The sequence below is a fragment of the Halorubrum aidingense JCM 13560 genome (genome assembly GCF_000336995.1).
Lineage (GTDB): Archaea > Halobacteriota > Halobacteria > Halobacteriales > Haloferacaceae > Halorubrum > Halorubrum aidingense.
In genome coordinates this window covers 72,826-95,644 of the sequence record NZ_AOJI01000019.1, presented here as the reverse complement: position 1 = coordinate 95,644, position 22,819 = coordinate 72,826, and the positions used below count along the sequence as shown (strand labels likewise).

Here is a 22,819-nt window from a genome sequence, read left to right as displayed (position 1 = left end):
TCGGTCGGGCCGATCGCCACGCGCGCCGTCAGTCGTCGGTCGCGGTCGGTCGCGGTCGGTCGCGGCTCAGAACGTCGAGACGTCGCCGTCGATGACGCTCCGGGTCACGTCGGTGACGTTCGCGAGCTCCTCGTCGACGATCGCGTGGACCTCTGCTTCGATGTCGCCGAGCGCGACGCCCTCCTCGGTCACCAACTGCGCGTCGGCGACGTGCGGCTCGTCGATCGGTCGACCGATCTGCGAGAGCAGCCGGACCTGCAGGTCGCGGATCCCGTCGACCTCGTCGGTGACGGACTCCGCGATCCGAGTCGACAGCAGGTTGTAGATCTTCCCGATGTGGTTGACGGGGTTCTTCCCGGAGGTCGCCTCCATGGACATCGGACGGTTGGGCGTGATGAGCCCGTTCGCGCGGTTTCCGCGCCCGACGGAGCCGTCGTCGCCCTGCTCTGCCGAGGTCCCGGTGACGGTGAGGTATATCGACCCCTCGTCGTAGTCGTCGGCGGTGTTGACGTCGACGTTGACCTCGCGGTCGGTGTGGTCCTCGGCGAGCCCGGTGACGAACTCGCGAACGTCGTCGACCGCCTCGTCGTAGTCGTCGAGATCGTCGATGTGGGCGTCGACCATCGCGGCCGCGACCGTGATGTCGATCCGGTCGCCCTCGCGTTTGCCCATGATCTTCACGTCGGGGCCGAGTTCGGGGTGGTCCGCGTAGTAGGTCGTGTTGAGCGCGTGCTCGGCCTCGTGAACGATCGTCTCGGTCTCCGTTAGCGGCGCGTGGCCGACCCCGAAGGAGGTGTCGTTCGCCATCGGTACCTGCTGAGTCTCCTCGCCGAAGACGTCTTGGAGGTCGCCCGAGCCCTCGCCGAGTTTCACGTCGACGATGACGTCCGTGCCGTACTCGAGCTCCGGGATGGCCTCCGCGAGGTAGTCGCGGGCCGCCGCCAGCGCGGTCGAATCGACCGGCAGCTGCTCGCCCTCGTACTCCTTCGTCGCGCGCCCGACGATGAGCACGTAGATCGGTTCGACGACCTCGCCGCCGCCGTAGGCGGGCGCGGCGCGGCCGGCGACGAGCTGCGTCTCGTCGGTGTTGTAGTGGAGCACTTTCCCGACGCGGTCCAAATAGAGCTGCGAGAGCGCCCGCGAAACCGACTCGGCGATACCGTCGCAGATCGAGTCAGGGTGTCCGATACCCTTTCGCTCGACGATCTCGACCTCCTGGTCCTCGACCGCCTGCCGGTCGAGGCGGCTGACCTGAATGTTCCGGTCCATTGTATTCCGGTACTCCGTCGCCGACGGTATAACTTGCGGAAACCTCCCGACCGTCGCTAATGTTCTATAGTTATTCTTTGGCAGGTGTTGCGCCTATTTCACGGCCGCGTAGGCGTCCGCCATCACGTCGAGCGCCTCGCGGAGTTCCGCCTCGTCGGTCGCGTACGAGATGCGGGCGTGCCCGCGGCCGTGTTCGCCGAACGCCTCTCCCGGAACCACGATCACTCCGCGGTCGAGGCACTCGTCGACGAACCCGTCCGGCACTCGCGGCATCGCGTAGAAGGCGCCCTGCGGCGTCGGGCAGTCGATGCCGATCTCCGCGAAGCCGTCGAGGAGGAGGTCGCGCCGGCGCTCGAAAGAGGCCGTCATCTCGTCGACGACGTCTCGGTCCCCGCGAAGCGCCGCCTCCGCGGCGTACTGCGCCGGCGCCGAGGCGCACGCCTGCGCGTACTGGTGCACGCGCACCATCCGGTCGACGCGCTCGCTGGCGCCGTACACCCAGCCGAGCCGCCAGCCGGTCATCGAGAAGAGCTTGGAGGCGGAGTTGACGACGACGACGTTGTCGGTCTCCGCGAACTCGATCGGCGAGCGGTGCTCGCCCTCGAAGACGGTGTACTCGTACACCTCGTCGGAGATGCAGAGCACGTCGTGCTCGTCGGCGATCCGGGCGAACTCGCGAACGTCCGCCTCGGAGGAGACCGCGCCGGTCGGATTCCCGGGCGAGTTGACGACGAACGCCGCGGTGTCGTCGGTGATCGCCGCCTCGATCGCGGCGGGGTCGATGGTGAGGTCGTCGCGCAGCGGGACCGGCACCGGCTCGCCGCCGGCCAGTTTCGTCAGCGCGTCGTACGAGACGAAGCCGGGATCGGGGATGAGCACCTCTTCGCCCTCGTTCACGTGCGCCTCCATCGCGATGTGCAGCGCCTCGCTCCCGCCCGCGGTGGCGATCACGTCGTCGGGGTCGAGGTCGATCCCCTGATCGACCCGGTGTTTCTCGGCGATCGCCTCCCGCAGCGAGCGGATGCCCTTGTTCTCGGTGTAGGCGTCCACCAGCCCGTCTTCGATCGCGTCGACGGCGGCTCGTCGCGCGTGCTCGGGCGTCGGGAAGTCGGGCTGTCCGAGCCCGAGGTTGATCGCGTCGTCGCCGGCCGCCTCGAACACCTCGCGGATCCCGCTGATAGAGATCCGCTCGACCCTGTCGGAGAAGTTCGGCATATCCGATGGGGCGCGCCGCCGGGAGTTAGTTCTTGTCACGTCGCTCCCGCCGTCACCGCGTCCGCTTTCGCTCCCACACCGGGCGTCGCTCTCCGCCCCCCGGCCCGCGTCTGAGCGTGCCGTCCTCGGTGACCGGGAGCGCGAACCGGCCCCGAAGAACGCTGAGCACCTCTTCCGGGCGCGCCCGGAGCAGCGCGTCGTCGACCGCGCGCAGTCGGAACTGCGGGCGACCCGGTCCCATCGGCACCTTGATCGACTCGATCAGCTCGCGATCGACGAGCGCCCGGCGGTCGGCCGTGAGCTCTTGTCCGGGCGCAATTCCGACGTCGGGACCGGTCTCGCCCCCGTCGATGTCGGTGTCGCCGTCGCTCTCCCCCCCGCGCTCGCTCTCCCCCTCGACCCATCGTCGGAGGTCCCAAAACAGGTGGTCGTGGCGGGCCGCCAGCGCGACGAGAAGCGTCTGGTCGGTGACGGTTCCGGTCCGACCGACCTCGCCGTACGAAAGCGCGTCGAGGACCGCCGCCACGTCGTCGGCGAATCGCTCGTCGAGCACGTCGCTCGCGGCGGCGAGCAGCCGGCTGCGGGCGGGCATGTCGACGGTCGCGGGGCGCGCCCGATCGAACCGGGCCGCCGCCGTCCGGGCCGCGGCGGTGGCGGCGGTCGACCCCGTCTCGGTCACCAGCGCGCGGTTTCCGGTCGGTCCCGCGACCGCATCGACCCGATCGGGCGTCGCGAACAGGATCCGCTGTGCCGTTCGGTCGTCGTCCGCGACGCTCTCGGCGCCCTCGCCGCCGTCCGGGTGGACTCGGAGTTCGAGCGCGTCGGTCGCGACCGCTTCGGCGACGGCCGTGCCGAGCGCGAACGCCCGCCCGAGCACGTCGACGACGCCCGGTCGGCAGGCGATCCGCCACGGCTCCCCCGTCGAGCGCTCGCGCGCGGCGAGGATCGGCGGGAGCAGCGACAGCGGGACGCCGACGGCGACGAGACCGGACCGACCGGCGAGGGCGGACTCGACGGCGTCGGCGAGGGCGGGGTCCACCGCCGCGAGCGCCGCGGCGACCTCGCTGGCCGGCTCGTCGTCGTCTTCGCACTCGCCGGAGTCGCCGCCGTCGCGACGGTCGTCGCTCGCGACGGTGTCGTCATCGCCGACGGGCTGCGGTGCGTCGGCCGATCGCCCCGGCGGTACCATACGCACCGTGGCGACGGGAACGAAAAGAACGTTGCGGCGGTCGCGTCGCGCCGGCGCGGCTCAGGGCGCCCGCGCGAACACCAAGTAGCCGGTGTGGCCGACGCCCGCGGTCGAGGGGCGCGACCCGCGGTCGGAGTAGTCCATCTCTCGCTGGATCGTCTCGAAGGTATCGACACCCTCGAACCCGGCCTCGCGAGCGGCCATGACGGCCTCGCGGGTCCCCTCGACGAACGGCGAATAGACGGCGAGGTAGCCGCCGGAGACGAGGAGCTCGGGCGCGCGTGCGACGATGTCTGGAGCGTCGCCCGTATCGAGGGTAAGCACGTCGAACGGTTCCGCGTCGTCCGCGAGCGCGTCGAGTTCCTCGGAGAGGTCGCCGGTGCGGACCTCGACGCGGTCGGCGACGCCGGCGGTCTCCATGTTTCTGCGCGCGACGTCGGCGAACTCGGGGTCGACCTCGTATGTCGTCACCTCGGCGCCGGCCCGGCCGAGGTACGCGGAGAGGATCCCGGTCCCGGTGCCGGCGTCGAGCACGCGGTCGCCGCCGGAGACGCCGGTGTGGCCCATCACGAGCCCCACGTCGCGGGGCATCATCGGGGCGCCGGTGCGTTCGAGGTGGTTGAACAGATCGGGGCCGCGGAGCTCGCGGACCTCGAAGACGGTGCCGAGGTGCGTCTCGATCTCGTCGCCGCCCGCGACGTCGTCGGGGATCTCGAGCACGCCGAGGTCGGTGCCGAACTCCTCGCCCGGCTCCAAGAGGTACTCCCGGTCCCCGTGAACCAGCAGGTACGCGGCGTCGGTCACTCCAGATCCGCGATGGCGGCCGCGAGGTCGCCGTCGGCGTCCTCAAGGGCCTCGCGAGCCGTCGACTTCGGGACGCCCGCGCGCTCGGCGACGAGCGCCACGTCCTCGTCGGGGATCTCGGCGTCGTCGTCCGCGCCGGCATCGTCGATCGCCGCCTCTGCATCGCCCTCGACTGCCGAGGGGCTCTCGGCGGCGCCGGCGTCGTCGACCTCCGTCGGCGAGCCGACGATCTGGTAGGTCTCCTGGCCCTGCGCGTCCATCTTGGTGACCTGCGCGCCGTCGAAGACGAGGTCGCCGTCGGCCGTCTCGATGACGACTCGCTCGGCGTCGAGCTCCTCGACGTCGATCCCCATCTGTTTCATCATCTGTTTCATCTTCCGCGGGTTCATGCCGCCTCCTCCGAACATATCCGCGAATTCGGTCTGACGGGACAAAAAGGGTGACGACACGGGTCGACCGGAGGACCGGCGGAACATCGGGGCACACGGGACGACGGTATCGGGGATCCAGTCCGGCGAACGGGGGGTCGATCCGGCGAACGGGGCCGCGACGGCGGGGTTCATACCCGCGGCGGCCGAGGCGTCCGTATGTACCTCGCCGATCAGACGTGGCCCGAACTCGGAGCGCGACTGGCGGACGCGTCCGTCGCCGTCGTCCCGCTCGGCTCCACGGAGCAGCACGGCCCGCACCTCCCGCTCGCGACCGATCACCTCATCGCCGAGGCGCTCGCGACCGCGGCCGCCGAGGAGACCGGCGTCGTCCGCACGCCGACGGTCACCGTCGGCGTCAGCCCGCACCACCGGCAGTTCCCGGGGACGATGTGGGTCGACCCGCCGGAGTTCCGCGACTACGTCGAGAGCTTCACGCGGAACCTCGCGTACCACGGGATCGACCGCGTCGTCTACGTGAACGCCCACGGCGGTAACGTCTCGCACCTCCGTGAGGTCGGGCGCCGGCTCCACGAGGACGGGACGAGCTACGCGATCGAGTGGATGTGGGACGAGTCGATCCCGGACCTCGTCGACGACCTGTTCGCGCGCAACGGCCCCCACGCGGGCCCCAAAGAGACCGCGATGATCACGCATATCGCGCCCGATCTCGTCCGGACCGACCGACTGGAGGACGCCCGGGACGGGGGGCTCGTCGACCTCGAAGCGTCCGACGCGACGGTCCACGGCGCCCGCACCTACTACGACGCCATCGACAACTCCGCGAACGGCGCCTTCGGGGACCCGACCGACGTGACTCCCGAAAAGGCCGCGGAGCTGTTCGAGGCGGCGGCGGACCAACTGGTGCAGCTGGTGGAGTGGCTCGACGCCCGCGAGCGCGAGGAACTGCTGCCGAAAGGGCGGGTCGCGTAGGCGGCACCGTCGAAGCCGGGGATCGCGCAGACGAAAAGCGGGTTACGGCACCGCCCTCCTACAGGATCGGCGCGAGCGCCGCGTCAAGCTCCCGACGGCGGCCGTCGAGGATCCCGAACCGCTCGCCGCGGCGGCGTTCGAGCCACCGGAGCAACCGGGCGGCCCAGTCGAGTTTCCGCGCTTTCATCGGGTTCACGTCGGGGTAGTCGAAGTCCCACCCGAGGAAGGTGAGCCGCCCGGCCCCGACGTGGTCCGCGAGGAACGCGGCGCGGTCGCCGTCGGTGAACCCGCCCGGGTTCTGGACCGGCCCCGACGGGGCCGCCTGTGTCGTCGCCAGCGTCCACTCGGCGTCGAACCGGGGGAGCCACTCCCGGACCGCGGGGACGTTGTCGCCGTGGGCGTGCGCCGCGACCGGGACGCCCTCGCGGGTCAGCGCGGCGGCCGTCTCGGGGTTCTTGTCGAGGTCGGTCACCATGCAGTCGACGCCGACCCCGCGGTCGCGGAGGACGTCGGCGGCCGTGGAGGCGGCGACGACGACGTCGGCCTCGCGAGCGACGGCGACCTCGTCGGCGAGCGACGGGGCCGCCCCGGCGATCGCGACCGTCCGCCCGCGCCAGTCATCGAGGCGATCGAGGTCGAACGGGGTCGCGAACTCGACGGCGACGTCGCGCGCGTGCTCGTCGGCGTCCCGCCCGAACCCGAAGTCTGCGAGGATGGCCTCGTAGACGGGTTCGAAGGTCTCGAAGTTCACGCGCCGGTCGCCTCCGGCGACAGGCGGTCGCAGTGCGGCGACGAGGGAGAGGGCAGTGCTGAACGGCGCCGCCGCTGGCGGGACGGAATATGGTATGGGCCGGAGTAGCACAGAGTACCCCTACCCGCGTGCCCCTCCGGCGTCCAGTCGAACGGTTGTCTATACGAGGGCATAAACTTTCTCTTAGATAGAGCCCGCATCGATCGCGTCTAAAGCGGCGTCGAGCGCCGGTGAGACGCCTGTCGCCTCCGATTTCGACGCTTCGATCGCTCGGGGCGTGCCGACGAGAAGTCCCCGTCGGCCCGTCTCGGGGCTCGTCCGCCCGTCGTCGGTCCCGCCGTCGGTGACCGAGGCGGACGTCGCGGTCGCGCCGGGGCTCTCGGCGAGGACGAACGCCGCGTTTCCGGCCGCTCCCGGGCCGGAGCGCGCGCCGGAGTGCGGACCGGGGCTCGTGGTTGCCGCCCGGAGCGCGCCGACGGCCTCGTCGGAGAGCCCGCCGAGTTCGTAGGTGCGGACGACCGCGTCGCCGGCGACGGTTCGGTCGGCTCGGAGCCGGTCGAGGTGGCGCTCGGCCTCCCGCACGGTCGTCACGTCGAGCTCCTCGACGGAGACGTCGCCGGTCGCGCCCGTCCGCGTCCGATCGCGAGCGAACTCGGCGCCGACGAGGGCCGCGTCGCGGGTCTCGGCCACGTCGTGGGTGCGGACCACGTGGGCGCCGCGCTCGACCGCCATCGAGGTGGCCGCGAGCGAGACGGGCAGCGCCTCGGCCGTGCTCCGGCCGGCGAGGGTCTTGAGGAAGCTCTTGCGGTTGATCGAGACGAGGAGGGGGCGGCCGTACCCGCGGAACTCTCGGAGGCGGTGGAACGTCTCGCGGTCGTCGGCGTGGGTCTTCGCCTCCGACCAGCCGCCGAACGCCGGGTCGAGGATCGTCTTATCGGTGAAGCCGTTCAGCGAGAGGGCCTCGTAGATGTCGTCGACGTCTTCGATCGCCCCCGGGCGTTCAAGGTCCGGCGGGGAGGCCATCTTCGAGACGGCGGCGTCGTGTTCGCGGCAGACGCGCGGCATCTCGGGATCGGCGAACCCGCAGATGTCGTTGACCATGTCGAACCCGCGCGAGAGCGCGGCGTCGGCGACCTCGTGATAGCGGGTCTCGATCGACCAGACGGCGTCGCCCGAGGTCGATTCGAGGGTCTCGATCGCGGTGTCGAGCCGGTCCAGCTCCTGGTCGGCCGAGAGCACGTCGAGGTCCTTGTTGGCCGATTCGAGGCCGACGTCGACGATGTCGGCGCCCTCGCCGATTAGCTCCGTGTCCACGTACTCGGCGGCCTCGCCCGGGTCGTCGTACACGCTCGGGTCGTACGGCGACTCCGAAGAGACGTTGAGAACCCCCATGATCCGGGGCGGGTGGTCGTCGCCGATCCCGAGTCCCGCGGCGTCCACATTTCGCATATCATCACCACGGGCGCGAGCGACATAAACGGGCCGAGTGAGTGGTGCCGACGAATGACACGGACGGGGACCGCCGATGGATCGGACGGACGAGAGGCGACCGGCGACGGGTCGTCGATCGGTCCGCGCTCGCGGCGAGACGTGTCAGCGTGAGACATGACGGCAGTCGTCGGGCACGCGTTAAGCCCGTCCGGCACGGACGTGATGGATGAACACGAAAACAGAAGACCGATTGCTCGGACTCACGGTAGCCGCCCTCGCCGCGACGATAGGCGGCGAGCTACTCGGGAGTCAACTCCTTATCACGGTCGGCGTGGCCGGGTTCGCCGTCGCGCTCGTCGCGCTGTTCGCAGTCATGACCGCCGTGCTCGCACTGAGCGTCGCTCGATCGCCGGAGCTGAACGCTCCCGACCCGACGGCTACCGACAGAGTTCGCTAACCGGCGTCAACGCTCGAACGCCAGCACATCTCCGACTGCGACGCTGTTGCGGTCGGTCCATTTATACGGAACTTCCAGCACGTACCGGCCCGATCCGGGGTATCGTTGCTCGCTCCCGTTCTCGTTCGGCCCCGGTTCCGGCGCGTTGTGGATCCGGGTGATCCTCCCCTCCGCGTCGGCGTAGACGATGTCGATCCCGAAGTCCATCTCGCGCATGACGAAGGTGACGTCCTCTCGCTCAGCCGAAAAGACGAACAGCATCCCGGCGTCCTCGGGGAGGGTGCTCGCGTCGCTGAGACCGAGATAGCGCTTGTCACCCGTGTCCGCGATCGCGGCGTTGACTGTCCCGAGGCGGTCGCCGTCGGCCGTTTGAACCTCGACAGTTGTCGTGTCGTAGTCCGCGTAGGACCCCGAGGGCCAGTCGGGTGTAGAGTCGGCGTCGGATCCCGATTCGGAGCCGGACTCCGATCCTGCCTCAGACCCCGAGTCAGACTCCGATCCCGAATCAGTGGCCCCGCCGTCGACGAGCCCCTCGCCCGTACAGCCGGCGAGACCGCCGAGCGAGCCGACACCGACCGCCGCGAGGAGACGACGCCGTCGCATTGCGAGCCGGTACGATCCGCTCGCGTATATGCGTCGCGGCGGCCGCGACGAGGGGCCGATTCCCCGCGAACGGGCCGTTCGTTCCTCGAAGGACGCGTTTTTATCCGCCCCTCGTCTACCGTGACGCATGGCGAAAGTGAGCGTCGGCCTCCGCGGATGGCGGTTCGACGAAGACGAGATATTCACGGACGACGGCGAGTTGAAGCCCCTCGACGAGATCCCCGAGGAGCCCCGCGAGCGACTCGTCAGGCTCGTCGGCCTCGTCGAGGAGCCCTGTGACGTCTGTTACCTCGACCACGGCGAAGCGGAGGTCCACCGGTGTAACCAGGCGCAGATCGTGTACGGCGAGCCCAACGGCGAAGTGCTGTTGTGCCCGGAACACGAACCGGACCTCATCTATTGGTACCGCGAGGCGGGCGGCAGCGAGTACGCCGGCGACGTCGAGTTCGGCGACCGCTTCCACGAGTGGGTCGCCGCCGGCAACGCGGCCCCGGACGGGTACGGCTCCGTCGAGCACGTCGAGGAGGACCCCGAGGGACTCCCCGACCTGCCGGACCAACAGGAGATCCAAGAGCGCGTCGAGGCGAACTTCGAGGGCGACCGGATCGACATCCTCGAACTCGCCGGCGTGAAGGACGGCGACGGCGATGGAGACGGGGGCGAGGGCGACGACAAACTGACCGAGGAGGACCTCGCCGACTCCGGTGTCGATCTGGGTACGGACTACCCGTCAAACCGATGAGCGGCGCAGACCCCGGCACGGAGCCGAATGAGGATAGTGCGGGCGAGCCGTCTGCCCGCCGCAAGCCCGTCGTCGTCGTCGTCGAGCCGGAAACGCCCGGCAACGTCGGCACCATCGCCCGGGCGATGAAGAACTTCGGGCTCACCGACCTCAAGCTGGTGAACCCGCCGGAGCTCCGCGAGGACGGCGAGGCGTACGGCTTCGCCGGTCACGCTCGCGAGGACGTGCTCCCGAACGCCGACGAGGTGACCTTCGAGGAGATCGTCGAGAACTACCACACCGTCGGCACCACCGCGATCACCGGCGAGGACGACCAGAGCCACGAGCGGTTCCCGTTCAAGACGCCCGCGGAGCTTCGGGCGTCGCTGAAGACGGTCGACGCGCCGACGGCCATCGTCTTCGGCCGAGAGGGGCGCGGGCTCAACAACGAGGAGCTCTCGCAGCTAGACGAGGTGTGTTCGATTCCGGCGGACGACGACTACCCCGTGCTCAACCTCGGACAGGCCGCGACGGTACTCCTCTACGAGCTTCGCGAGCTGACCGTCGACGAGACGCAGCTGCCCGACACCGAAGTCGTCCGGGCGGCCGAGCCCGACATCGAGCGTTTCCACGAGTACTTCGGCGACTTCCTCGCGTCGACGGGCCAGCGCGAGCACCACCGCGAGAAGAACGCCCTGCTGATGCGTCGGCTGCTCGGCCGCGCGCACCCGACCGAACGCGAGATCCACTCGCTTTTGGGCACGTTCCGCAAGGCGACCACGAAGCTCGAACACGCCGACCACCTCGCCGCGAAGTACGACGAGCCGGTGTACCCGCGAGAGTGACCCGGATGGACGGGACGCTCTTCGACGACGACCTGTGGGCCGGCGTGCGCGACGTGTCGCCGCTCATGCTCGGCATCGTGCCGTTCGCGCTCGTCGCGGGCATCGCCGCCGTGGACGCGGGCCTCACGCTCGCCGAGGCGGTGGGGATGTCCGTGATCGTGTTCGCGGGCGCCTCCCAACTCGCCGCGCTCGATCTGCTCGGAGCGAACGCGCCGCTCGCGGTCGTGATCGGCACGGCCGCGGTCATCAACCTCCGAATGGTGATGTACTCGGCGTCGATCGCCCCGCACTTCGCTCGATACGCCCGCGAGACGCGGGCGGCGCTCGCGTACTTCCTCACCGATCAGGCGTACGCCCTGTCGGTCGCGGAGTTCGCCGAGAACGAGTCGCGGACGCGCTGGCGCTACTACCTCGGCGCGGCGGCGTCGCTGTGGGCCGTCTGGCAGGTCGGCACGGTCGTCGGCGTCGTGGTCGGTGCGGGCGTCCCCGACGCGTGGGGGCTCACGTTCGCGGTGCCGCTCGTCTTCCTCGCGCTTCTGGTCCCCGCGATGAAGGACCGACCGACCACCGTCGCGGGAGTTGCGGGCGGTGCGATCGCGGTCCTCGCCGCCGGACTCCCGCTTAACCTCGGGCTGCTCGCGGGGGCGATCGTCGGTATCCTCGCGGGGCTCATCGCGGAGGCGATCGACCGATGACCGGCGCGCTCGCCATCGGAGGCTCCGCACGGGTGTGGGCCGCCATCGTCGCTATCGGCCTCGCGACGTACGGGTTCCGGCTCTCCTTCATCCACCTGTTCGGCCGGATCGACGAGGTGCCCGAGTCGGTGAAACGACCGCTGCGGTTCGTCCCGCCCGCCGTGCTCGCGGCGCTCGTGCTCCCCGATCTGGTGACGATACGCCCGTCCGTCGTCGCGACGCTCGCCGACGAGCGGCTCATCGCGGGCGTGGTCGCCGGCGCGGTCGCGTGGCGCACCGAGAACGTGTTCGCGACGATCTCCGTCGGGATGGTCACGCTGTGGCTGTTCCGGTTCGTCGTGTTCGCGTGACGCCCCGAACGAACAGAGCCGAACCGCCGGGAGACGGCGTGGCCGGCTCAGGCGAACCGGTCCGGGCTGCGTGAGACGAGGACGAAGACGGCGACCGCGCAGATCCCGGCGAACGCGAGGGCGCGCTCGGCGGTGACGACCCCGCGGGCCGGCGGCACGGCGTACGAGACCGCGGCGGCGGCGAGCAGTGCGAACCCGATCGCCGACCCGCCGAGCAGGGCGGGCCGCGCGTCGGGATCACCCCAGAACCGGGCCCACGTCGCGACCGCCATCGCCACCCCGGCGAGGACGCCGATCGGGAGCGCGACGATCGCCGAGAAGGCGATCCGAGCGGCCAACAGCCCCGTGAGCACGGCGCTGACGAGGAGAAACGTGGTCAGCGCAGTCCCGACCGTGGCGACGAGGCGTCCGTTCATACGGAGGCCGTCGGCGGGCTGTCACTTAAAAATGGAGCGCGTCGCGTTCGGCACTCGTTATCGATCGCGCTCGGTCGCTCGCTCCGACGAACGCGCGCTCGCGTTCGCCGGCAGCTCTAGGTCGGCCTCGCGTTCGCGGGCGTCAGCGATCCGCTGGGCGGCGTCGGCGAGCGAGTCGAGCGCGGCGAACAGCCGGTACGAGACGTACGGCCCCGCGGAAAGCACGGTGACGACCCAGACGCCGAACAGGATCCGGCCGACGATCAACAGCGAGTAGACGAACGTGAGGAGGCTCACGGCCGCGAGGACGGCACCGATCGGTGTGCGGAGGGCTTCGCCGGGCGAAAGCGGGTCGTGCGCCATGACCCGCGCTACCGGCGCAGGACACTTAAAAATAAACGCGAGTCGTCAGTCGGGGAGGCTCTCAGTCGTCGGCCGGGGCCGCGGAGTCGCCGGCGGAGACGCCGGTTCCGGGGCCGATGTCGATGCCGAGCGCCTCGAGCTTCTCGTCGGGGACGACGCCGTCGACCCAGTCGCGGGTCTCGTAGTACTCGGCTTTCATCTCGTCGAGTTCGACCAGTTCACCCTCGCTGGCGCCCGTGCCGGGGATGGCGTCCGGGTGCCCCTGGATGAAGCGGTTCGGCAGCGTGTCGTCCGCGCCGTCGAAGCCGGCGAGGTTGTTGAAGTAGCGTTCGAGGTTGTACACCCGCTCGCCGGCCTCGAACAGCTCGTCCTCGCTGACGTCGCGACCGGTCATGCCGTTGTACTGGAGCACGTACTCCTCGATCCCCTCCGCGAAGGCGCTGAACTTGCAGATGTCGAAGGAGTCGGAGACGGCGTGTAAGTCCTGGAAGGTGGCGGTGAGTTCGCCTTTGCCCTCCCACTCGTACGGATCGACTTTCTCCGGAATGCCGAGGATCTCGGCGGCCGGCGTGTAGCCGCGCAGGTGGCAGGCGCCGCGGTTGGAGGTCGCGTACGCGATCCCCATCCCCTTCATGCAGCGGGGGTCGTAGGCGGCCATCGTCTGGCCTTTCACCGAGAGCTTGTTGCCGTGCGCGTCCTTCGCGTCGGCGACGCGCTCGGGGCCCTCCGCGAGGAGGTCGCCCAGATCGGAAGAGCGGTGACCGATCTCGTCGAGGAGATCGATCATCGTCTCGGAGTCGCCCCAGTCGAGGTGGCCGACGCCGTCGAGTTTGCCCTCCTCGCTCATCTCCATCGCCATCGCCATCATGTTGCCGGACTCGATGGTGTCGATGCCGAGGTCGTTACAGCGGTCGAGCATGACCGCGATCTCGTCGCGGTCGTCGTGCCCGGAGTTCGGACCGAGCGCCCACGCGGACTCGTACTCGTACGACTCCATGCGGACGTTCATGTCCTCGCCTTTGTGGGTGACGTTCACCTCGACCTCCTTCTTACACGCGACCGGACAGGAGTGACACGTCGGCTCGTCGACGAGGATGTTCTCGCGGACGTTCTCGCCGGAGACGCGCTCGGCCTGCACGTCGACGCCGTCGGCCTCGCTGTACGCCTCCGTCGAGGTGTGCTGTGCGTTCTTCGTCGGCAGCCCGTCCATCTCCTCGGTCGCGTTCATCAGGACGTTGGTGCCGTACATCGAGAGCCCGCCCTCGTTGGGCGCGGTCACGTCGGACTCGCGGATGACCTCCATCGCCTGCTGGTAGCCCTCCTGGAACGTCTCGGGGTCCGCCGGTTTCGGCATGTCGGTGCCGCTTTTCACGACGACCGCCTTGACGTTCTTCGAGCCCATCACGGCGCCCGTGCCGCCGCGGCCGGACGCGCGGTCGTCCTCGTTCATCACGCAGGCGTAGCGGACGCCGTTCTCGCCGCCCTGCCCGATCGCCATCACGGAGAGGTTCTTGCCGACCGACCCCTCGACTTCCTCGCCGAGGGCGTCGATCGTGTCGTGGACGCCCTGTCCCCAGAGGTGGGAGGCGTCGCGTACTTCGACCTCGCCGTCCTCGACGAGGAGGTAGACGGGGTCGTCGCTCGCGCCGTCGAGCAAGATGCCGTCGAGCCCGGCCCACTTGAGCCGCGCGCCGGACCAGCCGCCGTGGTGCGAGTCGGTGACCGTCCCCGTCAGCGGGGACTTCGTCACCAGCGCGATGCGGCCGCTCATCACGGTCTGGGTCCCGGTGAGGGGACCCGTCATGAACGCGAGCCGGTTGTCCGGACCCAGCGGGTCGACGTCGGGGCCGGCGTCGAAGACGTACTTCACGCCGAGCCCGCGCGCGCCGATGTACTTCTCCGCGTCCTCGTCGTCGATCCCTTGGTAGTTGACCGCTCCGTCCCCGAGATCGACCTGTGCAACTCGGTCTCTGTAGCCGCCCATTTCAGTCATGTAATGCTCGTTCATTATAGACGGACCACAGCGTGTTAGTTGTTCACCTCTCGACGAAACCGATAGGAGTTACGTCGTCCGGCAACATCCGCCACCGCGGTTTATATACAAACGGCCGCTGAAAGCGGGAGAAATCGAGGGACGACAAGGCGTCTTGCGAACGCGTCCGTCTGTAGTGGCGCCGGCGTGGGAGCGAGCGGTTTCGGCGCACCCCTGTCGCGATTCGACGCATCCAGTGACGAACCCACCGGGAAGTGCGCGTCGGGCACAGGTCGGACGGAGTCGGACGGGTAAGCCGAGTGGGGGAAGACGGCACGATTTAATCGCTCGGGCGGCGACCGGCGTATCGTGACGGACTCCGAGGAGTCGAACGAGGCGGCGAGGCGGCGGCGACGGCGCGACGCCTTCGCGTTCGGACTCGTCGTACTGAGCGCGTCGGTCGTGCCCGTTCCGGGGACGGCCGGCGGGACCGGCGGCACCGCGTTCCCGTTCGGCGTCGGCCTCACCGACCCGTTCCATCTCGTCGGCTACGCGGTCCTCGCCGCGCTCGTCGTCCGCGCGAGGGGCCACCGACGGCGCGGCCGGGCCGTCGCCGTCGTTGTGGCGGTCGCCGTCGCGGTCGCGGTCGGTTTCGGAGTCGAACTCGTGCAGGCACCGATTCCGTGGCGCTCGTTCGCGTGGCGGGACGCCGCGATTAACGCCGCGGGGGCAGTGGTCGGGGGCGTCGCCGCGGTCGCCGCGGTCGCCGCGGTCGCCCGCCAGTCGGCTCGCTAACCCCGATTGCGACCGAGCGGGGTGATCCCGCGGCGACGGGTCCGCGATGACGACACGGCTTTACGCGCTCGCCCGCTCCCTCCGGTAATGAGCACGCCGAGCCCCGACGCGTACGAGCAGGGGCGCGGGATGGACGCGCACAACGCCGTGATGCGCGACATCCGCGCCGAGCGCTCGGAGACGTACGACCCGACACAGCCCACCCGCGTGTGGATCGACGAGGACAACACCCCCGACGGCGTCGTGAACTCCCTCACGATCATCTTGAACACCGGCGGGTGCCGCTGGGCCCGCGCCGGCGGCTGCACGATGTGCGGCTACGTCGCGGAGTCGGTCGAGGGCGGGAGCGTCGCCCACGAGGACCTGATGAGCCAGATCGAGGTCTGTCTCGACCACGAGCGCGAGGAGGCCGACGCCCCCGCCGAACTGATCAAGATCTACACCTCCGGCTCGTTCCTCGACGAGCGCGAGGTCCCCGCGGAGACCCGGCGGGCCATCGCCGAGACGTTTGCGGACCGCGACCGGATCGTCGTCGAGTCGCTGCCGGACTTCGTCGACCGCGAGAAGATCGCCGACTTCGCCGACCACGGCATCGCGACCGACGTGGCGGTCGGGTTGGAGACCGCGACCGACCGCGTCCGCCACGACTGCGTGAACAAGTACTTCGATTTCGCGGACTTCGAGGACGCCTGCGCCGAGGCCGCCGCCGCGGACGGCGAGTTCGACGCGGACGTGGGGATCAAGGCGTACCTCCTGTTGAAGCCGCCCTTCCTCGCGGAGCCCGAGGCCGCCGCGGACATGATCGACTCGATCCGTCGGTGCGCCGCCGTCGAGGGCTGTCACACCGTCTCCATGAACCCGACGAACGTCCAGCGCTACACGATGGTCGACGAGCTGTTCTTCCGCGGCGGATACCGGCCGCCGTGGCTCTGGTCGGTCGCGCACATCCTCGAAGAGACCGCCGACGCCGACGCCATCGTCGTCTCCGACCCGGTCGGGCACGGGTCGGACCGCGGCGCGCACAACTGCGGCGAGTGCGACGACCGCGTCCAGACCGCGATCAAGGACTTCGACAAACGACAGGACCCGAGCGTCTTCGAGCAGGTCTCCTGCGAGTGCGAGGCGACGTGGGAGCACGTGATGGCCGCCGAGACGAGCTATAACATGCCGCTCGCGCGGTAGGTCCGCGTTCGCGCGATCGGTCGGAGTCATCCCTCGTGTGAGCGTCCCACACCGTATTTTTCCCGAACGATCAGGCCGAACAAGACCCATATACGTCGAGCTACTGGGGAGAGACATGAACGCAGTCGCCAGCGGTCCCCGGTCGTCGCGTCGGAAGTCGGTCCTCTTCTGTGCGGAGTGCAGCTTCGAAAACCCCGTCTCGGAGGGGTGGCTCGTCGTCAGCGACGGGAGCGAGCGGACGATCGTCTGTCCCGAGTGCGGCCACGTCGCCGACCACCGGACGGCGCGATCGGCGCCGAAGCCGAAACGCGCGGACTGAGCCGCCGGATCGTGCAGAGTCGGGCCGCGAGTGCGGTCGAGATCAGCGTCCCTCGGGCGCCAGTGCCGCCAACACCGGAATTTCTTCCAGCTTCGAGTCGTCGAGCGCGTCCCAGTCGATACCGGCCGGGCGCGGGTAGGGCGTCTCGGTTTCGATCGTCCGCTCGGGAGTGACGACCAAATCCAGCGGCACGTCGTGCGGGTCGGGGTCGGGGAGGTCGACCGCCGATCGCGGGTCGCGGTCGGCAGCGACGACCGCCGACTCCGGACCGTCGAGGACGGAGAGCTCGTGGACCGTGGTCGCGACGGTCGTCTCGTCGTCGACGGGCTTCGCCCGACTGTCACCGGGCGAAGCCCGGTTGCCCGAGGGACTCTGTCCCTCGCTGCTAGAGGCGCTTTGCGCCTCTCTGTCGACGGCGCCGAGTTCGCTGAGCACGCCCCACTCCAAGTCGCTGTATCCCTCGCCCTTCCCGATCCGGGCGCCGTCGGTCGTGACGCCCACGGAACCGGCGACCACGAGGTCGACGCGGGGGACGGCTTCGGGCGCGACCGGCGTGCCGTGCGTCGAGATGCCGGAGACGGTCGTGGCGTCGGCGACGGTGGGCGCGTCGCCGTTGTCGCCGTTGTCGCCGCTGTCGACCCCGCCGTCTCCAGCGTCTCCCCCGTCGGCGAGGTCGGCCGGGTCGATCCGGAGGAACGGATCCGGGTCGCGGAGTCGCGGTTGGGCGACGTAGATCGTCTTGCCCTCGCGCAGCGCGGCCCGGCGCACCGGGAGCTGCGGGGCGTCGGGGTTGCACTTGAGGGTGTCCGCGGCGGCCCACGCGTCGGTGTCGGTCAGCCGCTCGCACGCGGCGTCGGCGCCGGCGAAGTTCGGAATCCGCCCGTGTGGCGGGAAGGGAAACCTGGCCTCACCGCTCGCCTCGAACGCGTCCCAGACGGCCTCTCTGACGGCCTGTTTGTCCATGCATAGAGTGGGGACGCGACGACCGTTAACCGTCGGGATCGGACCGGGAGCCCCGACCCGGCAGTATCTATCGGTGCGTTTATGTATCAGATTTGTGTGAGTACCGCCATGCTCGAAGACGGACTCTCGTATCCGGTTCGCGGCGATTGGATCGGACGAATTATCATCGGCGGCGTACTGGGATTCCTCTCGCTGCTCGTCATCCCGGCGTTCGTCATCGTCGGGTACCTCGTTCGCGTGCTCGAACGGACCATCGCCGGCGACGAGGTGCCGCCGGAGTTCGACGACTGGGGCGACCTGCTGATGACCGGGGTCGTCGGCACCGTGATCACGATCGCGTACACCATCGTTCCCGTCATCGTGTACGCGGTCCTCGTCGCGGTCGTGCTCGGGACCGGCGGCGCGCTCGGCGGCGACGCGGGCGCGCTCATCGGCGTGGTCGGCGCCCTGCTCGCGCTGGCGTTCATCCCGATCCTCTTTCTGATCTACTACGCGGTGCCCGCGGCGCTGGCGGCGTACGCCGCCCGCGGCGAGCTGGGGGCCGCCTTCGACGTGGGGCTGCTGAAGCCCACGCTGCTGTCCACCGAGTACCTCGTCGCCGTGCTGATGCCCATCGTCGTCGCAGTGATCACGTGGGTCGTGGCCGGAGTGCTCACGGCGACGGTCGTCGGCATCGTGCTGGTCCCGTTCGTCCAGTTCTACGGGCAGGTCGCCGTCTTCCGGATGTTCGGCACCGCCTTCGCGAGCGTGAACGACCGGATCGATGCCGGGTCGGCCGGCGGCGCCGGCGGTGCCGTCGACGACGACATCGGCTCGGCGATCTGATCCGGTACCCGGGAAGCGACGATACCGACGCGGCGGTCGCTACGACGTTATTTTTCAGATCGGTCGGTCGTCCACGTCTGCGTGGTGTAAGGCGATTAGCCGTCCACGTCCGGGTACAAGAGAAGCCGCTTGACAGCGGCACGGAGATTCTCGCCGGCAACTGCCGTCGCGGCCGGCCACACGCTCAGGTCGACCGCTCAGGTCGACCGCTCAGACCGACCGACCGCGCAGGCCGATCGATCGCTCAGTCGTCGTCGCTGATCGACCGGCTTCCGGCTCGAACCGAGCGGGTCGCCGCCACGCCCTTCCGGTTCGCGTCGAACTCGGAGAGCACGTACACCAGCCCGACGAGCGTCAGCACGCCGATCGGGAGCAGCACCAGCGGCGTGATCCGGGTGGCGCCCCACACCGTCAGCAGCGTGGCGGCCACGACCAGCACCGTCGTGGCGTAGTACATCTGGGTGCGGACGTGGTCGATGTGGTCGGACCCGGTGAACGTCGACGAGAGGATCGTCGTGTCGGAGATGGGCGAGCAGTGGTCCCCGAAGATGGCGCCGCTGAACACGGTCCCGATCGCGACCGGGAGCAGTTCCGGCGTGCCGCCGCCGACGCTCCACGCCAGCGGGACCGCGATCGGCGTGACGATCGCCATCGTCCCCCAGGAGGTGCCCGTCGAGAACGCGATGAACGCGGACGCCAGCAGCACGACGACCGGGAGCAGCGTCGGCGTCACGATGTTCTCCGCGATGTTCGTGACGAAGATCCCCGTGCCGAGCGCGGTGGTGACGGTGCCGATCGTCCACGCCATCACGAGGATCGTGAGCGCGGTCAGCATCATTCCGAAGCCGTCGATCACGGTCTCCATCGCCTCGTCGAGGTTGGCGATCCCGCTCGCGACGCCCATGGTGAGCGCGACGGCGACCATCATGAACGTCCCCCACAGGAGCGCGTCGACGAACGCGGCGTTGCCGGCGATCTCGAACGGCCCCGCGCCGGCCTCCGACGCGTTGATTCCGGTGTAGAAACCGCCGCCGACCACGGTCACCATCAGGGCGAGGGTCGGGACCACGAAGTACCGGAGCTGCGGCGTGTCGGTGAGCACCTCTCCGAGACTGTCTTCTGCGCTCTGCATCGGAATCGCCCCGTCCCGCAGGACTTTCCCCTCCGTCGCCGAGCGGTGCTCGGCGTCGAGCATCTCGCCGAAGTCCCGCCTGGAGAAGACGATGATCCCGACCATCGCGACCGCGAACAGGCAGTACATGTTGAACGGGATGCTCTGTAAGAACAGCCCGAACGCGCTGGGGACCCCGGCGCTCCCGGCGGAGATGCCCGCGGCCTCGTATCCCTCCTGGATCATGCTCAGTTGATACGCGACCCAACTCGAGATGCCGAACGTCGCGACGGGCGCGGCCGTCGAGTCGATCATGTACGCGAGTTTCTCCCGAGAGATGTTCACCTCGTCAGAGATCTCCCGCATCGTGGTGCCGACGATCGCCGTGTTCGAGTAGTCGTCGAAGAACCAGATCATGCCGAATATCCACGTCGCCACGCCGACCTTCCGTTGGGTGTTGAGTTTGGAGGTCACCGCGTTCGCGAGGGCGTTCGCCCCGCCGAGCCGCCAGATGAGCGCGACGCCGGCCCCGAGGAACAACACGATCAGCATGATCTTCGCGTTGAACGTGCTCGCGCCGATCGAGTCCACGAGCCAGCTCAGCGTCTGTGGCACGCCGTGGTTCGCCGTGAATATCACGGCGCCGGACCAGATCCCCAAGAACAGCGAGAGGACCGGTTTCCGCGTCACCATCGCGAGAACGATCGCCAGAAGCGGCGGAACCAAGGAGAGGGCACCGAACGTCTCGGCACCCGTCATGCGCCTACCCTCGAGCGATCTGGGGCGGACGACGGAGACGAGCGACCCTCGACGGACGATCGCGACCCTCGTCGCACGCGTTTTGGAGCGTCGACACGGGTCTTCGTCGGTTTCATCGGACCGATACGGCGGTTACGAGCCCTCGTCGGGAAAACCATGTTACGATGACTCACACTGAGTCGGGATATATAAAGGTGACGGTGATTTCATAATTCAGACCACTCATTTTCGAAATATACGATCTCCGTTTGACGGAGCGACCGGTCCCCACCCGCGCGCCGTCGGGAAGGCGTCCGGTATCGACGACGCGCCTTTTAAACCGCTGAGTCGCCCACGGTTTGGTATGTTCGAAGACCGGCCGGATCGCGACGCCGAAGTCGTCCTCGTGGGGCGCTCGAACGTCGGCAAGTCCACGCTGATGCGCGAGCTGACGGGACACGACTTCTCGACGGGCGGCAAGCCGGGCGTCACCCGGCAGCCGAACCACTTCGACTGGGCCAGCGAGGACTTCATGTTCACCGACCTGCCCGGCTTCGGGTTCATGTCCGGCGTCGAAGCGGAGCACCGCGAGGCGATCAAGACGAACATCGTCCACTACTTGGAGGAGAACGCCGAGCACATCCTGGCGGGCGTCGTCGTGATGGACGGGAAGGCCGCCGTCGACATCATCGACCGGCACGCCGAGCGCGGGAACCTCCCGCACGACGTGGAGATGTTCGGCTTCCTCGAGGACGTCGGCGTCGAGCCGATCGTCGCCGTCAACAAGACCGACAAGATCGACGACCTCGACGAGCGGCTCGACGAGATCTGTGACCGTCTGGGCCTGTACCCGCCGTGGCAGCAGTGGTCCGACCGGGTGGCGCCGATCTGCGCGAAACGCGGCGATATCGAGGCGCTAGAGGAGTGTCTGCGGACGCGGTTCCACGAGCACAACCGCGACGACCTGTTGAAGTTCGTCTCGTAGGCGGTCGAGGTTTCGCGGTCGACGTTTTGCGATCGAGGTTTCGCGGGCGTCGTTTCCGGCGGTGTTGCGGTGTTTCGGTGCTGTGGTGCTACGGTGTTGCGGTGCTACGGTGCTCGTTCGGGAAGGGACGGCCGTTCATTTATAAGTGGTCGCCATCGGATCGATGGAGGAGCCCTTCGGAGTCTCACCGATCGCACCGCGACCGCACCGTAACCGCACCGCGACTGCATCGCGACCGCACCGTAACCGCACCTCACGCCTCCCCAGCCTCCTCGGAGCGGCGCTTGTAAGCGCCGCTCCGAGTCCCTCGCGCTCGGTTCGCGCCGCGTTGCGGCGCTCACCGGCGCGCCACCGCGCAGTTGCTTATAAACGGTCGCCGCCGCCGGCCGCTCGATGTCGTTCGGCCTCAGAACTCGAAGCCGACGGCGTCGCGGTCGGGCCGAAGCGGGCTCGTCGGATACGGCGGCGACGCGTCGGGGTCGTTGAACGGCCGCGGAGCGATATCGTTGGGGCCGTCGGGATAAAACAGCGCGGCGAGCGTCTGGATCGCGGTCCGGCCGCTGGCGAGTTCGAACTGCCCGCCGCCGTACAGCTGAATGCCGTTGTCCTGACAGTACGCGATCGTCTCGAACAGCGATTCGAGCGTGCCGAACCGCGACGGCTTGATGTTGCACCACCCGGGCTCGACCGGGAGCGATTCGAGGCTCTCGACGCTGTCTATCGGGTAGTCGAAGGAGAGCCGGTCGGCCTGCGGCTCGACGAGTGGCTGCGTTTCGGGAGTGAACGCGGCGTCCTCGACGACGGCCGTCGGGAACGCGGCGAACACGTCGCGGTACAGTTCGGGGTCCGCCTCGACGTCGACGTCGGTCCCCTCGTACCACCCTTTCAGGTCGAGGATCCGCACGGCGTCGGTCTCTCGGAGGGTCACGAACGCCTCCTCGGGCCAGTCCGGCGTGGGGTCGAGCTTGAACTCTAAGTCGTCGTCGAGCGCGAGCAGCTCCTTGACGCGGTCGGTGCTCGGCGGCTCCCCGAGTCGCGTCGAGACGACGAACCGAACCGGGTCCGGTTCGATCCCCAGACACTCGCCGAGCGACTCCTCTCGCTGTCGGAGCGCCAGATCGAGCGCCGCGCTCTCGACGGCCCAGCGCCGGTAGTTACGGAACGTCTCCCGTGTCGGGGGCTTCGCGGCGAACAGGTCGACGTCGTCGAGGTGCGCCGACAGCTCGGCGATCGTCCACTCGCCCTCCAGATCGATCGGGTCCGTGCCCGCGAGCGCGTCGTGGTCGGCGGTCTCGTAGGTCACGTCTTCGCCGCGGCCGGTGACGCCGTCGCCGGCGAGGCGAAACTCGGTGCTCGTCCGCTCGAATCCGCTGGTCGTCGCGCCCGTGTACCGGCGCCGGCCCACGGACTCGACGGTGACGGTTAGATCCGCGATCCGCTCGTACGCGCTCATACGTCC

Annotated in this window: 25 protein-coding genes; 11 read left to right on the top strand and 14 right to left on the bottom strand. The window is 69.1% G+C overall.

All coding sequences use genetic code 11. The annotated features are described in order from the left end of the window. Nucleotides 1-66 precede the first annotated feature (66 nt). The 5 genes from C461_RS06435 to C461_RS06415 form a co-directional block, all read right to left on the bottom strand. A complete protein-coding gene (locus C461_RS06435; protein ID WP_007999690.1) occupies nt 67-1,269 on the bottom strand; it encodes a methionine adenosyltransferase in 1,203 nt (400 codons plus the stop codon). Between the two features lie 93 nt (nt 1,270-1,362). Then, nucleotides 1,363-2,484, bottom strand: a complete 1,122-nt coding sequence (locus C461_RS06430) for a pyridoxal phosphate-dependent aminotransferase (protein WP_007999688.1) — start codon at nt 2,482-2,484, stop codon at nt 1,363-1,365. Between the two features lie 52 nt (nt 2,485-2,536). Beyond that, entirely contained in the window at nt 2,537-3,673 is a 1,137-nt protein-coding gene (locus C461_RS06425; protein ID WP_007999686.1) for a transcriptional regulator TbsP domain-containing protein, read from the bottom strand. Nucleotides 3,674-3,733: 60 nt separating this feature from the next. Continuing rightward, a complete protein-coding gene (locus tag C461_RS06420; protein WP_007999684.1) occupies nt 3,734-4,477 on the bottom strand; it encodes a tRNA (adenine-N1)-methyltransferase in 744 nt (247 codons plus the stop codon). Beyond that, nucleotides 4,474-4,884 carry a nascent polypeptide-associated complex protein gene (locus C461_RS06415; RefSeq protein WP_049906397.1) on the bottom strand — a complete coding sequence of 137 codons (411 nt, stop codon included), beginning with the start codon at nt 4,882-4,884 and terminating at the stop codon, nt 4,474-4,476. The genes C461_RS06420 and C461_RS06415 overlap by 4 nt, the downstream gene beginning before the upstream one ends. A 180-nt stretch (nt 4,885-5,064) precedes the next feature. Here C461_RS06415 and C461_RS06410 point away from each other — a divergent pair, with 180 nt between their 5' ends. Next, nucleotides 5,065-5,838 carry a creatininase family protein gene (locus tag C461_RS06410; RefSeq protein WP_007999680.1) on the top strand — a complete coding sequence of 258 codons (774 nt, stop codon included), beginning with the start codon at nt 5,065-5,067 and terminating at the stop codon, nt 5,836-5,838. A 58-nt stretch (nt 5,839-5,896) separates the two neighbouring features. On the opposite strand, the gene C461_RS06405 is transcribed toward C461_RS06410, so the two are convergent. Together C461_RS06405 and C461_RS06400 are read right to left on the bottom strand one after the other, a co-directional pair. Continuing rightward, nucleotides 5,897-6,589: a 6-hydroxymethylpterin diphosphokinase MptE-like protein gene (locus C461_RS06405; RefSeq protein ID WP_007999678.1), complete on the bottom strand. Its 693-nt coding sequence runs from the start codon at nt 6,587-6,589 to the stop codon at nt 5,897-5,899. A gap of 183 nt (nt 6,590-6,772) precedes the next feature. Beyond that, entirely contained in the window at nt 6,773-8,038 is a 1,266-nt protein-coding gene (locus C461_RS06400) for a dihydropteroate synthase (protein ID WP_049906396.1), read from the bottom strand. Nucleotides 8,039-8,246: 208 nt separating this feature from the next. Here C461_RS06400 and C461_RS06395 point away from each other — a divergent pair, with 208 nt between their 5' ends. Further along, the gene (locus tag C461_RS06395; RefSeq protein ID WP_007999674.1) at nt 8,247-8,477 is read left to right on the top strand and encodes a hypothetical protein; all 231 of its coding nucleotides are present in this window, start codon (nt 8,247-8,249) and stop codon (nt 8,475-8,477) included. A 6-nt stretch (nt 8,478-8,483) separates the two neighbouring features. Here C461_RS06395 and C461_RS06390 read toward each other — a convergent pair whose 3' ends face one another. After that, nucleotides 8,484-9,080, bottom strand: a complete 597-nt coding sequence (locus tag C461_RS06390; protein ID WP_007999673.1) for a DUF192 domain-containing protein — start codon at nt 9,078-9,080, stop codon at nt 8,484-8,486. 127 nt (nt 9,081-9,207) lie between these two features. Here C461_RS06390 and C461_RS06385 point away from each other — a divergent pair, with 127 nt between their 5' ends. The 4 genes from C461_RS06385 to C461_RS06370 are packed head-to-tail and all read left to right on the top strand — an operon-like array spanning nt 9,208 to nt 11,691. Then, nucleotides 9,208-9,822, top strand: coding sequence for a hypothetical protein (locus C461_RS06385; RefSeq protein WP_007999672.1), 615 nt, complete (start codon nt 9,208-9,210; stop codon nt 9,820-9,822). Further along, entirely contained in the window at nt 9,819-10,646 is an 828-nt protein-coding gene (locus C461_RS06380; protein WP_007999671.1) for an RNA methyltransferase, read from the top strand. The genes C461_RS06385 and C461_RS06380 overlap by 4 nt, the downstream gene beginning before the upstream one ends. A gap of 5 nt (nt 10,647-10,651) precedes the next feature. After that, on the top strand, nt 10,652-11,341 hold the full coding sequence (locus C461_RS06375) for an AzlC family ABC transporter permease (protein WP_049906392.1): 690 nt from the start codon (nt 10,652-10,654) through the stop codon (nt 11,339-11,341). Further along, the gene (locus C461_RS06370) at nt 11,338-11,691 is read left to right on the top strand and encodes an AzlD domain-containing protein (RefSeq protein ID WP_007999669.1); all 354 of its coding nucleotides are present in this window, start codon (nt 11,338-11,340) and stop codon (nt 11,689-11,691) included. The genes C461_RS06375 and C461_RS06370 overlap by 4 nt, the downstream gene beginning before the upstream one ends. A gap of 47 nt (nt 11,692-11,738) precedes the next feature. Here the strand turns inward: C461_RS06370 and C461_RS06365 are convergent, their stop codons facing one another. The 3 genes from C461_RS06365 to C461_RS06355 form a co-directional block, all read right to left on the bottom strand. Further along, on the bottom strand, nt 11,739-12,107 hold the full coding sequence (locus tag C461_RS06365) for a hypothetical protein (RefSeq protein WP_007999668.1): 369 nt from the start codon (nt 12,105-12,107) through the stop codon (nt 11,739-11,741). 57 nt (nt 12,108-12,164) lie between these two features. Beyond that, nucleotides 12,165-12,470: a hypothetical protein gene (locus tag C461_RS06360; RefSeq protein WP_007999667.1), complete on the bottom strand. Its 306-nt coding sequence runs from the start codon at nt 12,468-12,470 to the stop codon at nt 12,165-12,167. A 61-nt stretch (nt 12,471-12,531) separates the two neighbouring features. After that, nucleotides 12,532-14,463: an aldehyde ferredoxin oxidoreductase family protein gene (locus C461_RS06355; RefSeq protein ID WP_007999665.1), complete on the bottom strand. Its 1,932-nt coding sequence runs from the start codon at nt 14,461-14,463 to the stop codon at nt 12,532-12,534. Between the two features lie 348 nt (nt 14,464-14,811). Here C461_RS06355 and C461_RS06350 point away from each other — a divergent pair, with 348 nt between their 5' ends. The 3 genes from C461_RS06350 (at nt 14,812) to C461_RS06340 (ending at nt 16,738) form a co-directional block, all read left to right on the top strand. Continuing rightward, on the top strand, nt 14,812-15,237 hold the full coding sequence (locus C461_RS06350) for a VanZ family protein (protein WP_007999663.1): 426 nt from the start codon (nt 14,812-14,814) through the stop codon (nt 15,235-15,237). A gap of 87 nt (nt 15,238-15,324) precedes the next feature. Then, nucleotides 15,325-16,419 carry an archaeosine biosynthesis radical SAM protein RaSEA gene (locus C461_RS06345; RefSeq protein WP_007999661.1) on the top strand — a complete coding sequence of 365 codons (1,095 nt, stop codon included), beginning with the start codon at nt 15,325-15,327 and terminating at the stop codon, nt 16,417-16,419. A gap of 115 nt (nt 16,420-16,534) precedes the next feature. Then, nucleotides 16,535-16,738 (top strand): hypothetical protein, encoded by a 204-nt coding sequence (locus C461_RS06340; RefSeq protein ID WP_007999659.1) that lies wholly within the window; start codon nt 16,535-16,537, stop codon nt 16,736-16,738. 42 nt (nt 16,739-16,780) lie between these two features. Here C461_RS06340 and C461_RS06335 read toward each other — a convergent pair whose 3' ends face one another. After that, nucleotides 16,781-17,701 (bottom strand): 5-formyltetrahydrofolate cyclo-ligase, encoded by a 921-nt coding sequence (locus C461_RS06335; RefSeq protein WP_007999657.1) that lies wholly within the window; start codon nt 17,699-17,701, stop codon nt 16,781-16,783. A 108-nt stretch (nt 17,702-17,809) separates the two neighbouring features. Here C461_RS06335 and C461_RS06330 point away from each other — a divergent pair, with 108 nt between their 5' ends. Then, a complete protein-coding gene (locus C461_RS06330; protein WP_007999656.1) occupies nt 17,810-18,526 on the top strand; it encodes a DUF4013 domain-containing protein in 717 nt (238 codons plus the stop codon). Nucleotides 18,527-18,770: 244 nt separating this feature from the next. Here the strand turns inward: C461_RS06330 and C461_RS06325 are convergent, their stop codons facing one another. Continuing rightward, entirely contained in the window at nt 18,771-20,396 is a 1,626-nt protein-coding gene (locus tag C461_RS06325) for a Na+/H+ antiporter NhaC family protein (RefSeq protein WP_007999654.1), read from the bottom strand. A 343-nt stretch (nt 20,397-20,739) separates the two neighbouring features. Here C461_RS06325 and engB point away from each other — a divergent pair, with 343 nt between their 5' ends. Then, complete coding sequence (engB, locus tag C461_RS06320; RefSeq protein ID WP_007999651.1) at nt 20,740-21,360, top strand: GTP-binding protein EngB; 621 nt, start codon at nt 20,740-20,742, stop codon at nt 21,358-21,360. Nucleotides 21,361-21,766: 406 nt separating this feature from the next. Here engB and C461_RS06315 read toward each other — a convergent pair whose 3' ends face one another. Beyond that, nucleotides 21,767-22,813 (bottom strand): hypothetical protein, encoded by a 1,047-nt coding sequence (locus C461_RS06315; protein WP_007999649.1) that lies wholly within the window; start codon nt 22,811-22,813, stop codon nt 21,767-21,769. Nucleotides 22,814-22,819 lie beyond the last annotated feature (6 nt).

Bases quoted from the DNA above. Each gene is read 5' to 3' on its own strand.
- C461_RS06435 (WP_007999690.1), bottom strand. From the start codon at position 1,269: ATGGACCGGAACATTCAGGTCAGCCGCCTCGACCGGCAGGCGGTCGAG.
- C461_RS06430 (WP_007999688.1), bottom strand. From the start codon at position 2,484: ATGCCGAACTTCTCCGACAGGGTCGAGCGGATCTCTATCAGCGGGATC.
- C461_RS06425 (WP_007999686.1), bottom strand. From the start codon at position 3,673: ATGGTACCGCCGGGGCGATCGGCCGACGCACCGCAGCCCGTCGGCGAT.
- C461_RS06415 (WP_049906397.1), bottom strand. From the start codon at position 4,884: ATGTTCGGAGGAGGCGGCATGAACCCGCGGAAGATGAAACAGATGATG.
- C461_RS06410 (WP_007999680.1), top strand. From the start codon at position 5,065: ATGTACCTCGCCGATCAGACGTGGCCCGAACTCGGAGCGCGACTGGCG.
- C461_RS06400 (WP_049906396.1), bottom strand. From the start codon at position 8,038: ATGCGAAATGTGGACGCCGCGGGACTCGGGATCGGCGACGACCACCCG.
- C461_RS06395 (WP_007999674.1), top strand. From the start codon at position 8,247: ATGAACACGAAAACAGAAGACCGATTGCTCGGACTCACGGTAGCCGCC.
- C461_RS06390 (WP_007999673.1), bottom strand. From the start codon at position 9,080: ATGCGACGGCGTCGTCTCCTCGCGGCGGTCGGTGTCGGCTCGCTCGGC.
- C461_RS06385 (WP_007999672.1), top strand. From the start codon at position 9,208: ATGGCGAAAGTGAGCGTCGGCCTCCGCGGATGGCGGTTCGACGAAGAC.
- C461_RS06380 (WP_007999671.1), top strand. From the start codon at position 9,819: ATGAGCGGCGCAGACCCCGGCACGGAGCCGAATGAGGATAGTGCGGGC.
- C461_RS06375 (WP_049906392.1), top strand. From the start codon at position 10,652: ATGGACGGGACGCTCTTCGACGACGACCTGTGGGCCGGCGTGCGCGAC.
- C461_RS06370 (WP_007999669.1), top strand. From the start codon at position 11,338: ATGACCGGCGCGCTCGCCATCGGAGGCTCCGCACGGGTGTGGGCCGCC.
- C461_RS06365 (WP_007999668.1), bottom strand. From the start codon at position 12,107: ATGAACGGACGCCTCGTCGCCACGGTCGGGACTGCGCTGACCACGTTT.
- C461_RS06360 (WP_007999667.1), bottom strand. From the start codon at position 12,470: ATGGCGCACGACCCGCTTTCGCCCGGCGAAGCCCTCCGCACACCGATC.
- C461_RS06355 (WP_007999665.1), bottom strand. From the start codon at position 14,463: ATGACTGAAATGGGCGGCTACAGAGACCGAGTTGCACAGGTCGATCTC.
- C461_RS06345 (WP_007999661.1), top strand. From the start codon at position 15,325: ATGAGCACGCCGAGCCCCGACGCGTACGAGCAGGGGCGCGGGATGGAC.
- C461_RS06340 (WP_007999659.1), top strand. From the start codon at position 16,535: ATGAACGCAGTCGCCAGCGGTCCCCGGTCGTCGCGTCGGAAGTCGGTC.
- C461_RS06335 (WP_007999657.1), bottom strand. From the start codon at position 17,701: ATGGACAAACAGGCCGTCAGAGAGGCCGTCTGGGACGCGTTCGAGGCG.
- C461_RS06330 (WP_007999656.1), top strand. From the start codon at position 17,810: ATGCTCGAAGACGGACTCTCGTATCCGGTTCGCGGCGATTGGATCGGA.
- C461_RS06325 (WP_007999654.1), bottom strand. From the start codon at position 20,396: ATGACGGGTGCCGAGACGTTCGGTGCCCTCTCCTTGGTTCCGCCGCTT.
- engB (WP_007999651.1), top strand. From the start codon at position 20,740: ATGTTCGAAGACCGGCCGGATCGCGACGCCGAAGTCGTCCTCGTGGGG.
- C461_RS06315 (WP_007999649.1), bottom strand. From the start codon at position 22,813: ATGAGCGCGTACGAGCGGATCGCGGATCTAACCGTCACCGTCGAGTCC.